Source organism: Maribellus sp. CM-23 (genome assembly GCF_021354595.1).
In the GTDB taxonomy this organism is placed as follows: Bacteria; Bacteroidota; Bacteroidia; order Bacteroidales; family Prolixibacteraceae; genus Draconibacterium.
Map to the genome: position 1 here is coordinate 1,433,518 of NZ_JADWYJ010000001.1, position 13,427 is coordinate 1,446,944.

At 45.2% G+C, this 13,427-nt stretch carries 8 protein-coding genes; 3 read left to right on the forward strand and 5 right to left on the reverse strand.

The genetic code is table 11. The features are described 5' to 3' along the window. Positions 1-17 precede the first annotated feature (17 nt). The gene (locus tag INQ51_RS05700) at positions 18-1,379 is read left to right on the forward strand and encodes a Gfo/Idh/MocA family protein (protein ID WP_233376915.1); all 1,362 of its coding nucleotides are present in this window, start codon (positions 18-20) and stop codon (positions 1,377-1,379) included. 116 nt (positions 1,380-1,495) lie between these two features. Next, positions 1,496-2,059: a hypothetical protein gene (locus INQ51_RS05705; protein WP_233376916.1), complete on the forward strand. Its 564-nt coding sequence runs from the start codon at positions 1,496-1,498 to the stop codon at positions 2,057-2,059. Positions 2,060-2,143: 84 nt separating this feature from the next. Here the strand turns inward: INQ51_RS05705 and INQ51_RS05710 are convergent, their stop codons facing one another. Both INQ51_RS05710 and INQ51_RS05715 read right to left on the reverse strand, forming a co-directional pair. Continuing rightward, positions 2,144-2,836: a Crp/Fnr family transcriptional regulator gene (locus INQ51_RS05710; RefSeq protein ID WP_233376917.1), complete on the reverse strand. Its 693-nt coding sequence runs from the start codon at positions 2,834-2,836 to the stop codon at positions 2,144-2,146. Positions 2,837-3,371: 535 nt separating this feature from the next. Continuing rightward, positions 3,372-4,103, reverse strand: coding sequence for an MBL fold metallo-hydrolase (locus INQ51_RS05715; protein ID WP_233376918.1), 732 nt, complete (start codon positions 4,101-4,103; stop codon positions 3,372-3,374). Between the two features lie 153 nt (positions 4,104-4,256). On the opposite strand from INQ51_RS05715, the gene INQ51_RS05720 reads away from it, so the two are divergent. Next, complete coding sequence (locus INQ51_RS05720) at positions 4,257-6,206, forward strand: glycoside hydrolase family 97 protein (protein ID WP_233376919.1); 1,950 nt, start codon at positions 4,257-4,259, stop codon at positions 6,204-6,206. A gap of 1,103 nt (positions 6,207-7,309) precedes the next feature. On the opposite strand, the gene INQ51_RS05725 is transcribed toward INQ51_RS05720, so the two are convergent. The 3 genes from INQ51_RS05725 to INQ51_RS05735 all read right to left on the reverse strand — a co-directional run bounded on the left by INQ51_RS05725 (position 7,310) and on the right by INQ51_RS05735 (position 13,138). Further along, positions 7,310-9,985: a carboxypeptidase-like regulatory domain-containing protein gene (locus tag INQ51_RS05725; protein ID WP_233376920.1), complete on the reverse strand. Its 2,676-nt coding sequence runs from the start codon at positions 9,983-9,985 to the stop codon at positions 7,310-7,312. Continuing rightward, complete coding sequence (locus INQ51_RS05730; RefSeq protein ID WP_233376921.1) at positions 9,985-10,344, reverse strand: BlaI/MecI/CopY family transcriptional regulator; 360 nt, start codon at positions 10,342-10,344, stop codon at positions 9,985-9,987. The genes INQ51_RS05725 and INQ51_RS05730 overlap by 1 nt, the downstream gene beginning before the upstream one ends. A gap of 337 nt (positions 10,345-10,681) precedes the next feature. Then, positions 10,682-13,138 (reverse strand): outer membrane beta-barrel family protein, encoded by a 2,457-nt coding sequence (locus INQ51_RS05735; RefSeq protein WP_233376922.1) that lies wholly within the window; start codon positions 13,136-13,138, stop codon positions 10,682-10,684. Between the last annotated feature and the right edge of the window lie 289 nt (positions 13,139-13,427).

Sequence of the window (13,427 nt, forward strand, 5' to 3'; positions counted from 1 at the left end):
ACTAAAATTTTAACATCATGAGTGACAATAATTTTTCAAGAAGAAGGTTTTTGACCGGTGCAGCCGTGGTTGGAGCAGCAGGTGCCATGGGAGTAGGAACTTTTTCATCCTGTGCTTCAGGAGGTGGAGATACTTCGGCAGCCGGTGTGTCTTACGACTGGGAACCAAGGGAATATAATTTCCCGCCTATGCTGGACGAAGTTCCGGCAGGAACAGAACTTAAAGCCGGTATTATTGGTTGTGGTGGCCGGGGAACCGGAGCCGCTATTAATTTCCTCGAAGCCGGTGGATCTACGGTAACCGTCACTGCTCTTGGAGATGTTCTCAAAGACAGACTGGACAGCTGCCGCGATAAAATCAAGAATGAAAAAGGCCTGGAAGTTCCCGCAGAAAACTGTTTTGTTGGCTTCGATGCTTTCGAAAAAGTAATTGACTCGGGTGTAGACATTGTAATTCTGGCTACTCCTCCGAAATTCCGTCCGGAGCATTTTGCAGCCGCTGTAAAAGCACGCAAGCATGTGTTCATGGAAAAACCCATTGCTGTTGACACAGCCGGTGTTCGCCAGGTATTGGCAGCCGCCAAAATGGCCGACAACATGGGGCTGAAAGTGGTTACCGGAACACAACGCCGCCACCAGCACAAATACCAAAGCATTTACAAAGAACTAGCTAATAACTCTATCGGAAGACTTGTTTCGGGAGAGGTTTCCTGGAACGGTGGCCAGTTGTGGTACCGCGATAACAATCCGAACTGGAGCGAAATGGAATGGATGATCCGCGACTGGGTTAACTGGTGCTGGTTATCAGGCGACCACATTGTGGAACAACACGTTCACAACATCGATGTTGCCAACTGGTTCTTTGGCAAACACCCGGTAAAAGCGCTCGGTTTTGGTTCGCGCCAACGTCGCCCCACCGGAGACCAGTACGATAACTTTGCCGTTGATTTCATTTTTGACGACGACAGACACGTTTTAAGTACCTGTCGCCAGATCAACGGTTGTTCCAATGCGGTAAATGAGCTTTTCCACGGAACAAAAGGGCATTCGTTCACATCACAAGGTGGTACGGCAAAAATTACCGACCTGCAGGGCAACGAACTGTTTGCGTTTGAAGATCACGACACCAGTCCATACGTTCAGGAGCACAAAAACCTGATCACCTGTATCCGTCAAAACACTCCGTTTAACGAAGCAGAAGAAACAGCAAACTCTGTAATGACAGCCATTATGGGCCGTGTTTCTGCTTACACCGGAAAACAGGTTACCTGGGACGAAATGATGAACTCGGATATGAAACTGGGACCTGACACCTACATCATGGGCGATATCGGTTTCATTAAAAATGCCAGCGTTCCGGTCCCCGGATCTGCCGACTAGTTTTCATTTTACAAAAACATATAAAACCTTCGGATCAACTCCGGAGGTTTTTTTTGGCACCATCCTTGTTTAGGACGATCCTGAAAACAAATTATTCATCAGAAAATCATAAAGACATGAAAAAGCTAGCAAACATTTTCTTACTCGCAGCAGCCTTGTTAATCGCAGCATGCGAAGGCCCCGTAGGACCGATTGGCCCTCCCGGAATTCCCGGGGAAGACGGTGATTCTTTTTTGGGAACTGTTTTTGAAATGGAAAACATCAATTTTACCTCATCAAACGGGTACAGTGTAATCAAAAACTTTCCCAGCAATGTAGAGATCTACGAAGACGACGTGGTACTGGTTTACATTCTGTGGGAACAGGACAATGGACTGGACGTATGGCGCCTGATGCCTCAAACTGTATTTATTGATGACGAAAATTTAAAAGGCGAAATCCAGTATAATTTCGACTATACCCTGGAAAATGTACGGGTGTTCCTCGAATTTACCATTCCTGAGAATGAGTTGCGCCCGGCTGAAACAGACAACCAAGTTTTCAAAGTAGCTATTATCCCGGCGTTATTCGCTTCGCAGAAAAGCGTCGATATCAGTGACATTAATTCAGTGATCAATGCTTCCAACATTCAAATGAAAGACCTTGGAGCACTGGATCTCAACAACAAAATACTGAAATAAGCATTCTACTCGATAATAAAGGCCATTCGGAAATTCCGGATGGCTTTTTTTTTGCTCCAACCTTACCGGGAGCAACAAGCGATGCTATCCTTTTCGCTGGATTTCTTCCAGTTTCTTCTCTTCAACAATGGTAAATGTATTTTTCTGAACGCGGATGATTCCGGCTTCCTGGAATTCTTTTAGCAAACGCGCCACACTTTCCCGCGAAGTACCGATCAATGCGGCCAGTTCCTGTTTGGTAATATCCAGCTTGAAGGGATTCTCGTTGTACACCTGGTCCCGGAAATAAAACAACGAGTTGGCCAGCCGTCCGGGAACCTGTTGCTGCACGTTATTTACCAGCCGATCGAAGTAATTCATTTCGTCGCTTACCATGTACTGGATTACTTCGGAAGCAAACTGCCCGTTTTTCTTCAGCAACAAACCAAATACTTCGGTATCAATAAAACAGACCTTTACCGGTGTTACCGCAGTGGCAGAAACGCTATTTTGGCGGCTTCGTGTATTCAGGTTGTTCAGGGCCAGGTAAGCTCCCTTTTTATGAATACTCAAAATGTAATCCTTTTCACCGATCCCCTTTTTGCTGAGTTTAACAAAACCCTCGCGTATGTATACCACATGATGGGCAGGCGTCCCCTCCTTAAAAATCAATTCGCCTTTTCTGAATTCGGTTTGCAAACAGCCCTTCCCCAATTCGCAAAGTTCTTCATCGTTTAAAATCGAAACAACATTCGATTTAATCTGGCAATTCAGGCAAGCATCTGTTTTTATCGTCATCCTGTTTTCTCAGTAAAATGTTATCAACATCACATCTTTTTGTGCAATCCATCACAAATTGTACGCCTCAATATCACGGGCATAAAACAAATATATCATATTTATTTACGAACATATGTTATCTATAGTGTTTTTCTTTGTTGTACAAACGAACATTAAAATAAGAGAGTCATGAAAAAAGTTCTTGTATTAATTTGCTACAACCTGGGCCTTTGGGGAATCCTGGGTTTCTTTGCCACTCTACTGTTAGGCTTCTTGGCATGTTGCACCAATTTATCCGAAAAATTATTTTACAGTTTTTTGATCGTTTTTGCGCTAAGCGGCCTTGCTACAACCATTTTCTGCGTTTCGAGAGGGTGCAAGAAAACAACCAGATAGTTCCCGCCAAAACAAGAGTATACGAACTCTGCGGCAATTGGTTAACACGGTACGAAGCGCCAGCGTGAGCATACGCTTTCATTCGTACAGCGGGAAAATTGTGTCTTTACAAACGAACCAAGCCTCACAAACACCTAACTCCCGGTACAGCAAAACATCAATTCAGCTTTCTTAGCCTTACCTCTATGTCCTTGTCGTTTTCCAGCAACTTAACAAGTTCGCCGGTGTCGGTTTCGCCGAAATGATAGGGATACAACACTTTGGGATGAAACAAACGCGCCGCATTTGTGCACATTTCCGGGGTCATTGTATAAGGAAGGTTCACGGGTAGAAAGGCTACGTCGATATCGACCAGCTCAGCCATCTCAGGAATATTTTCGGTATCTCCGGCTATGTACACTTTCTTATCGGCAAAACGGATCACATAACCGTTTCCCCGTCCTTTGGGATGAAACGGTGTACCATCCGCCCTCGTATTCCGGATGTTGTACGCCGGCACAGCTTCTACGGTAATCGTTCCAAATACTTTGGTGTCGCCGTTTTTCATGACATCGGTACCAGTATACTTCGGCGAGCAACTTTCGGTCAGCACAATACGGGTTGACTCCTTTTTAACAGCATCAATTGCTTTCGGATCAAGATGATCGCCATGCTCGTGCGTAATAAGTACAAGGTCGGCTTTGGGCATCGATTCATAATCTGCATATTGCGACACCGGATCCACATGAATCACTTTCCCGTTAAACTCCAGCATTAACGTACCGTGTCCGATAAAGGTAATGGCCAGCTCTCCTTCTGATGTTTTAAAAACGTCCTTCTCAAATTCGGCGGCTTTTAACGGTATGCTTGCCGAAGCAATAATTGTCATAATCAATATTATTTTTTTCATAACCCTAAGCTTTAGTACCTACTAATTTAGCTATAATTTGGCTACCTTGCCTACTCTTTAACTTTTAACAAAATATCTAATATTCAATGTTGGCAAGCGGCTTTAATGGGGTCATTAAGGGCTTGCACCAGCTTACAATCAAAATCCTGTAATATGCATAAACTAACCATGATTCTACTTCTGATGCTTATCGTGTCAGGAGTTTCAGCCAAAGATTATGCGGTTTCTTCGCCGTCGGGGAAACTGGCCGTAAAAGTGACCGTAAATGAACAGGTTTCATACACTGTTCTTTTAAACGGAAAGGAAATTGTTGCTCCCTCGCCCATATCGATGGAAATTTCGGACGGAACTGTTTGGGGCGCCCAAGCAAAAGTAAAAAAGGCAAAAACCACCTCTGTTTCGCAGGAGTTGAGGCCTGCGGTAAAAGTTAAACGCACCGTTATTAAAGATGAATACAACCTGCTGACGCTTACTTTTAGTGGTTATTCGCTCGAATTCAGGGCTTACGACGAAGGCGCGGCTTACCGTTGGGTTTCGGCCACAAAGGGCGACTACCAGGTAATGTCGGAGCAGGTAACCTTTGCTTTCCCGGCCGACCACAACATCTGGTTTCCGGAAGAAGAAAGCCTGATGTCGCACCAGGAACGCGCATACCTGAAAGAAAAACTTTCGAATATCGGAAGCGAACGTTTTGGCTCTACCGGGATGCTGGTAGATTGCGGCAACGGTGTTAAAACCTATATTTCGGAATCGGGACTGATGGATTACCCGGGCATGTGGCTGCGCGGTTGCGACGAGAATAAAAATGCACTGAAAGGCAAATTTGCCGGTGTGGTGCTGGAAGAGAAAAAGGAAAACGACCGCGATGTACGCCCGGTGAAATATGCCGACTACATTGCCCAATGCAGCGGCCCGCGTGTTTTTCCGTGGCGCGTGATGCTGATTACCGAAAACGATGCCGCGCTGGTGGAATCGCCCCTTATTTACCAACTGGCCCCGGAGCAGAAAATTGAAAACACCGACTGGATCAAACCCGGGAAAGTAGCCTGGGACTGGTGGAACGCCAACAACATTTACGGTGTCGATTTTGAATCGGGAGTAAACAACGAAACCTACAAGTATTTCATCGACTTTGCCTCGGCAAACGGCCTCGAATACATTATTCTGGATGAAGGATGGTATCATTTAGGTGACGTGCTGGATGTCGTAGATGAGATCGACATTCAGGAACTAGTGGATTACGGCAAGGCAAAAAATGTGGAGATAATCCTGTGGGTGGTATGGAAAACACTGGATGAAAAACTTGTTGAAGCCCTCGATCAGTTTCAGAAATGGGGTGTAAAAGGAATCAAAATAGATTTTATGCAGCGCGACGACCAGTGGATGGTTAATTTCTACGAGAAAATTGCCATGGAATGCGCCAAACGGCAGCTGCTGGTCGACTACCACGGGGCTTACAAACCCAGCGGCCTCGACCGCGCTTACCCGAACGTTGTTTCTTACGAAGGCGTAAAAGGGCTTGAAAACGCCAAGTGGTCGAACCTTCCCGATCCGGAACACGATGTTACGCTGCCCTTTATCCGCATGGTAGCAGGCCCTATGGATTACACGCCGGGTGCGATGATCAACAAAACAAAGCAAAACTTCCACTTTGTTTTTACCGAACCCATGAGCCAGGGCACCCGTTGCCACCAGCTGGGCATGTACGTAGTGTATGAAAGTCCGCTGCAGATGCTGGCCGACAACCCATCGAACTACTACCGCGAGCCCGGATGCATGGAATTTCTTTCGGTCGTTCCGTCGGTGTGGGACGATACCAAAGTTCTGGAGGCCAAAGTAAGCGATTACATTGCCGTTGCCCGCCGTTCGGGCGATAGCTGGTACGTTGGCGCCATGACCGACTGGGATCCGCGCACGCTGGAGCTGAAACTCGATTTCCTGGGTGAAGGCACTTACACCATGAAAGTTTGGAAAGACGGCGTAAACGCTACCAAACATGCGGCCGATTTCGCACAGGAAACCGTGGAAGTAACTTCCGGTTCAGCAGTAAAAGTAAATATGGCTCCCGGTGGAGGCTGGGTAGCTATCATTGAAAAGAAATAGCGAAAAGCGAAGAGCAAGGAGCTAAGAGCAAGGAAGATGGCATCCGTGAGCGACAACTCAGATACGGATGCCATCTTTTTATGTCCAAATATTTTGAAGGCAAACTCAACAAGAATAATCCCCCTCGTTTGTAGCCAGGAAGAGCGCCGGCACTTCTTATAAACGACAATGCCAGCGGTGCGCTGCACCTTGGTTTGTGTTTTCCTGTTTAACTACAAATATTCCCGGTGCGCTGCACCACTTCTTGTGATGGGCTATTCAGACTACAAATATTTTTAGGAGTAGCGCACCTTTCAATGAATGAGATTTCTTTAGCAGCAGCGCTGCGCAATATGTATAGATCGAAATTATTGTGGCAAATGAAGGTGCAGCGCACCGAAACATAATTCATCAAAAAAACAGAACAGCACTCTGTAGTAGGGGTGTCTTTTTTCGGTGAAAGTAAGTTTTAAAAAATATCCTATTCTCAACTTTGAATGTAAAATATTCAACAAAATGCAGAAAATTGAAAACCGGGAATTCTACATTGAATATTATTCCCTAAGCCCTCACCTCCTTTCTGCGGCATATTTTCAGAGCGCTCTGACCAAGAGTTTCTCAGCTGCGACATAGCTGCTGAGCCGCCGGATAATACGTTTCACTACAGAAAAACGATTTCAGAGCCGCCGGATATTACTTCTCCCAACTGCGAGACGTTTTCAGAGCCGCCGGATTTCATTTCTCTCAACTGCGACATCATTTCAGAGTCGCCGGATAATATGTTTCACCATAGAAAAATGATTTCCGGGCCGCCGGATATTACTTCTCCAAACTGCGACACATTTTCAGAGCTGCCGGATTTCATTTCTCTCAGCTGCGGCATCATTTCAGAGCCGCCGGACAATACGTTTCACTACAGAAAAATGATTTCCGGGCCGCCGGATATTACTTCTCCAAACTGCGAGACGTTTTCCGGGCCGCCGGATTTGACTACTCTCAACTGCGGCGAACACTATGTATCAACACCTTAGGCATTTCAAACAAATCACCGGGTAGCTGCATTTTCAAGCCTGCAGCCACCCGGTGAAATCCATACAACCGGAGATTACTAAGATCTCGTCGTATTACTGTAACCTAAATTTTACATTCATTATTACATTTCTCCCAATCAATTCCGGAATATCAATCGCAGGCATTAACGAAACCACCCGCTTTGCTTCCTTTTTCAGGGCTTTGTTTAAGACATCGGATTCCCCCTCTTTTGGCGATTGGGGTCCATAGCCCGTAACAACCACCTCGTCGAGCATAACAGCATCCTCGGGCTTTTCATCCAGAAATGCAATACTCCCCTTTGCATCCACATGAACAAATACATTCACATCTCCGGTATGATTGCACTCCCGGGGAGCAGCCGGATATTTGATTTTTTGGGCAATAAATCTCCGCATTTCCAACATCGATTTGATTTTATACGACTTTGTCTGAATAATTATTACGCCATCTTTCGCTGCGTCGCCATAAAGCTCTGTTGCTGACTCATCTTTCAGGACAGAAATGGCAAAAATATCGCCGGGCGAAATATCATTCATTTCTCCTTTGTATTCTTTCCCGTCAAGAATTATGAGGGGAGACTTTCCATTAAAAGATTCCTGTGCTTTTACCGGTACAATGGATACTGCCGGTTCACTGTCTTTGGCATTCTGCTTAGCGGCGCTTTTCGCCGCCGACTTGGTGGTAATAATTATCAGCCCGTTCTTTCCTCCTTCCGGTCCATAAAGAGCTGTAGCTGATGCCCCTTTCAAAATATCTATTCTTTCAATATTATTTTCATCGATTGATTTGACATCCTGTGTCAGCTTGCCATCTATAATATACAAAGGATTACCAGTTTTCAAATTCTCTTTGGTCGTTATCAAAATGGCCCCGTCTTTCCCTTTTTCGCCAAACAAATTGGTGGCAGCTTCTCCTTTCAACACCTCCACCGATTCAACTTTCTCGCTATCAATCTCCGATAAGTCACCTTCAAATTTTTTATCGTCAACATATACAAGCGATTTCTTTAATGCCAAAGCCGACTTGGTAGAAATAAGAACCACCCCGTTTTTGGCTTTTTCGCCATAAATTGCCTTTGTTGTTGCATCCTTTAACACTGAAATACTTTCAATATCACTGGCATTTAAGGCGTTAATATCTTTGTATTCTTTGCCATCCACGATAAACAGTGGCGCATTCTTACCCGTAGCCGTTATTTTTAAGTCTTCAGCAGAGCTTGGCTTTAAAGTAACCGAACCATCTTTTGAAAGGGTTCCATTGAAATCGCCGTAAATTTTCATGCCTGATGTTTGAGTCGCATCACCGGAATTGGGCTTTACTTGTTCAGACTTCCCCGTTCCTTTTACTTTACTATCCTCGTTTTCTTTTGAGGCCGAAAGTTTTACATCAATCGTTGACTGCTTGTTTACCTTCACCTCTTTCTGATCAAAGCCAACCATCATAAAAACAAGCGTTGCGGCATCGTCTTCGAGTTTCAGTTCGTAATTACCTTCCATGTCAGTAACGGTACCAACCGTGGCTCCTTTTACAAAAACAGCAGTCCCGGGCAAAGCCTTTCCGGCTTCATCGGTAATTTTGCCTTTTACCTGAAATACTTCCTGTGCCGCTTTTGAGGCCGAAAGTTTTACATCGATCGTAGATTGCTTGTTGATTTCTACCTCTTTCTGATCAAAGCCTACCATCATAAAAACAAGCGTTGCGGCATCGTCTTCGAGTTTCAGTTGGTAATTACCTTCCATGTCAGTAACGGTACCAATGGTGGTTCCTTTTACAAAAACGGCCGTTCCCGGCAATGCCTTTCCGGCTTCGTCGGTAATTTTTCCGGTGATTGTTTTTGCCGGTGTTGCAACAACTTCAGCAGTGCTACTTTCGATAAACTCTGTCTTAACTTCCTTGTTTGAAAGCCCCATGATAAGAATGGCCAGTAAAGGCAGAACAACCAGCTGTTTGAGCAGCGAGTACTTGTTTTCTGATTTTTGTTTCATCATAATAATTCGGTTTTTAAGTTGTGATCCGTTTAATGCAGTTAGAAAAGGGGCTACCCCCTTTTTGTCGGCCAGTCCAACCATTGTCAGCTGGTAGGCCTCCGGGTTATGGCTTTGGGCAACCTGGTGGTCGGTAAGGTATTCGAGGTTGTTTTTCATGGCATCTTTAATCAGCCACGCAAAAGGGTTGAACCACTGGAACAGGAAAAGGATTTCGCCCGCCAGTATGTCGAGCGTGTGCCGTTCTTTTACATGAATCCACTCGTGCTGAACGATCATTTCCAGGTTGGGATTCCGGGTGGTTCTTTCGGAAAGAACAATTTTGTTGAAGAACGAAAACGGGTGTACGTCTTTCGAAGTCACATTCACGATGGTTCCGTAAAATTTCCTGAGTTTGCTGGTGCGAACAATGCGAAAAGCCTTGTAGTGCCCCAGCAACAGATGGCCCAGAAAGAGCATCGTTCCGGCCAGGTAAATCAGGAACAGTACGCTTGTCCACTCCATTTCCGGTGCTGCCACCGCCGGAACACTTGCTTCGGGCAAATAGGCGAAACTCTTGGCATAGTTCACTGTTTGGGTTTCGATGTACCGAACCGAAGTAAAGGTAATCAGCGGAATCAGAAAGCTGATGGCCAGCGAAACCGGCAGATAAATCCGGTTAAACAAAAACTGTTTTTTGTTTTGGAAAAGCGCCAGAAACAAGAGGTAAAAAGCCCCGGCTGCCAAGCCCGATTTTCCGATGTAGAGCAGAAAGTTTTCCATTATTTTCCCTCTTTAATCAGTTTAATGAGCTCATCAATCTCCTGCTCCGACAATCCTTTTTCTTTCACAAAAAACGCCACCGCACTTTTGTAGGAATTATCGAAATAGTCGCTTACCACCTGTTTCATAAACGAGTGGCGGTACTCTTCCTTCGACAGCAGAGGAAAATACTGATAGGTATTGCCATACTGCTTGTAGCCGATAACTCCTTTTTCCTGCAACAGGCGCACCAACGACGAAATGGTGTTGTAATGCGGTTTCGGATCGTCGTATTCTTCAATAATGTCTTTAACAAACGCTTTTTTTAGCTGCCAGAGGATTTTCATTACCTCTTCTTCTTTTCGGGTGAGTCGTTTCATTGTTCAGACTTTAAGATTTATGCAATGAGCACTGGTACGATCTTCTCAATACTTTGTGCTCAATAGTAAATTTCTAATTCCGAACAAACATATAACTGATTTTTCAGTTTCGCAACTATTTTTTCAGTTTTTAAACTGAATTTTCAGTTATTGTTTTGGAAATGTTTATTCAGTGGGCTAAAAAAGCCTGATAACCAATGCCATGAATGAAATCCACTTCACACAAAAATGGCTGGTCGGCAAGTGAGCAAAAGCACAGGCCACCGCGCTATAAAAAGAATGCTGCCCGGTGAGCAGCATTCCATAAAGTCATGACGTATTATTTTTTAAGCAGGTATCAAAACTCTCCGCCGTCCATATCCATACCTCCTTCTCCCCGGCTGTTTCGATCTTCTTTAAAATTATTCAACTTGTAACTGAGTGTAAGCATAAACGTTCTTGGCTCGTGTTTCCATTGGCTCCAGCGTTTAAAATCGGCGCCGTATGATTCGTTCTCAAATTTACCGGTACCAAAAATATCACGGACATTCAACGTGGCTGTCAGCTTTTTATCCCAGAAATCCTGGCGGTACGAAATATTGGTAAACACCATTGCTTTTCGTTCTCCCTGCGCCGAAACCGTTTTCCCGTTAAAAAAGCCCTGCAACTGCAACCTCGAATTGTCGCTGATCTTGAAGGTGGTATTCATCCGGCTGCTCAGGTTGTTGCTGCTTCGGTCGATCGACTCGCCGTTCAGGTCGCCCGTGATCCGGTAGTGATAAAGCGAAACGCTCGCATTTACCATCAACCATTTGGTGAAATTGATGTTTCCGGAGAGCTCGGCACCGGTTGAATAGTCTTTATCAAAGTTGTCGGTGTTCAGGTAGTAGATCCCGTCTTCACCCAGGGTTTCAACGCGGTCGATTTTGTTGTTGGTAATGCGGTGAAAAGCATCCAGCGAAACATACGACCTGCTGAAGCGGTATATGGCTCCCAATTCGTAAGAATTGGTGTATTCCGGCTTCAGATCGGGGTTCCCAAACCTAATCGTATAACGGTTGTAATAATTCGGAGTGGGGTCGAGGTCGCGCCCACGTGGCCGGTTGATCCGCCTGCTGTAGCTCGACATCAACTCAATATTATCTTCCAACTGGTAAGAAAAATGCACCGTTGGAAACAAGTCGAAACGGTTTAACTGCGACGGCGCTTCGGCATTTGTATTTTTTGTTTCGCGGTGGGTCAGTTCTCCCCTCAGTCCGGCCATGTACTGAAAATCGGCCAGTTTGTTACTGAATGTTGTATACACCGCATGAATGTTGCGTGTAAAATCAGTTTCACTGGAGAAATCTTCGTTGATGATCCAGCTGTCGGTACTCTGATCGTAATCGCGAAAAGCCAGGTCTTCCACATCACTTTCCAGGCGGCTCAGCAATCCCGCTTCCAGCTTTCCATCCTTGCTGAAGGGATACGCATAATCGAGCTTAAAGCGAAATTCGCGTTCCTTTTCGTTCTCAAGGGTCGAAATTCGTTCGATATAATCCGGCGTTCGGTTAAAATTTTCGTCGGCCAGCAGCTCTCCTTCTATCTCGTTGTCAGAACCTTTCTCGCGCGAGTAAAAGGCCATTGCATCCAGCTGATGCCCTTCGTTGTTAAACTTGTGCTGAAAGCTAAGCGTTCCGCTGTAAAATTTGTTATCGCGTTTGGATTCTTCCTCGCTGATGGAGAACAGCTCATCGCTTGCCGGAACTGAATATTCATGGGTTCTTCCGCCACCCGTACTTTTGTTATCAGAACGGCCCAACTCTCCGGAAAGCGACAAGGTTGATTTATCGGTTACAAACCAGTCGATCCCCGATTTTAGGTTCTTCCCCTGTCGGTTAAAGTTCCGGTCGCCGTCAATTTTTATGTACGAAGTGGTATCGCCTGAATATGTTTCACTAAGCGAATGCGCCCCTCCTTTGAAGGTATCATCGCGCCAGTCGACACCACCAAAAAAGTTGAATTTTTCGGTACGGTAGTTCAGCGTTACATCTCCCCGGTATTTGTCGTTCGAACCAATGGTTGCGTTTACAATCCCGCTTAATCCGTTTAGCGAGTTCTTTTTCATCACCAGGTTAATGATCCCCGTTGTTCCGTCGGGCTCGTATTTGGCCGAAGGATTGGTAATGATTTCAATGTTCTCGATGGCTGACGCAGGAATCTGGCGCAAGGCATCGCTCCCGCTTAAAACACTGGGGCGCCCGTCAATCAATACGGTAAAGTTGGAAGACCCGCGCAGGGAGACATTTCCTTCGAGATCAACCTGAACCGAGGGTGTGTTTTCGAGTACCTCCACGGCTGTTCCTCCAATTGCACTCATCACCTGGCTTACATTCACAACCTTTTTATCGAGCTTGAACTCAACCTGAGCCTTGTCGGCCACTACATTCACTCCTTCCAGTTCCACGGAAGAATTACTTAGTCTGATTTTTCCGGAGTTAAAAGTTGGGTTATCGCGGTTTATAACAATATCTTCGATCACCGATTTTTCAAAACCGATAAAATTGGCTTCCAGGTAATATTCCCCCATGTGCAGGCCGGATATTTCAAATTCGCCCTTGCCATCGGTAATTCCACCCGATACCAGCGACGAACTGGAGGCATTGTAAACCGCCACATTGGCAAATTCCATCGGCTGACCCGAGTTCTTTTCCACAATAATCCCTTTAATCCTTCCCGACTTGTCGTCATCCACATTTGTGAGCGTATTAGAATACGCATTGGAATAAAAAATACAGATGGAGAACAACAAAAAAATTCCTAGCAGTCTTTTCATTTCTGAATTCTGTTTTCTGATTGTTTAATTAATTGAACTACAAATAAGACAACTTTGTCTGATGTAGGTTTAAAACGTGGTTTGTTAATGAAGTGTTAAAGACTTTCTGCAAGAACAAACGCACTGTTTTTGACACCCTTTCGGAATGTGCTTTTAAAATGGCTCTGCATACCCACGATCATCCACATTGCCAACACGATAAATTACGTATCAACATAGCAGCCCAACGATAAATGGCAATCTCTCTCATAGCTACAGAACAGGAATGGCAGGCATTTGAGGTGAACTT

Excerpts from the sequence above, each read along its gene's own strand:
- INQ51_RS05710 (WP_233376917.1), bottom strand. The coding sequence starts at position 2,836 with ATGACGATAAAAACAGATGCTTGCCTGAATTGCCAGATTAAATCGAAT.
- INQ51_RS05735 (WP_233376922.1), bottom strand. The coding sequence starts at position 13,138 with ATGAAAAGACTGCTAGGAATTTTTTTGTTGTTCTCCATCTGTATTTTT.
- INQ51_RS05715 (WP_233376918.1), bottom strand. The coding sequence starts at position 4,103 with ATGAAAAAAATAATATTGATTATGACAATTATTGCTTCGGCAAGCATA.
- INQ51_RS05705 (WP_233376916.1), top strand. The coding sequence starts at position 1,496 with ATGAAAAAGCTAGCAAACATTTTCTTACTCGCAGCAGCCTTGTTAATC.
- INQ51_RS05725 (WP_233376920.1), bottom strand. The coding sequence starts at position 9,985 with ATGGAAAACTTTCTGCTCTACATCGGAAAATCGGGCTTGGCAGCCGGG.
- INQ51_RS05730 (WP_233376921.1), bottom strand. The coding sequence starts at position 10,344 with ATGAAACGACTCACCCGAAAAGAAGAAGAGGTAATGAAAATCCTCTGG.
- INQ51_RS05720 (WP_233376919.1), top strand. The coding sequence starts at position 4,257 with ATGCATAAACTAACCATGATTCTACTTCTGATGCTTATCGTGTCAGGA.
- INQ51_RS05700 (WP_233376915.1), top strand. The coding sequence starts at position 18 with ATGAGTGACAATAATTTTTCAAGAAGAAGGTTTTTGACCGGTGCAGCC.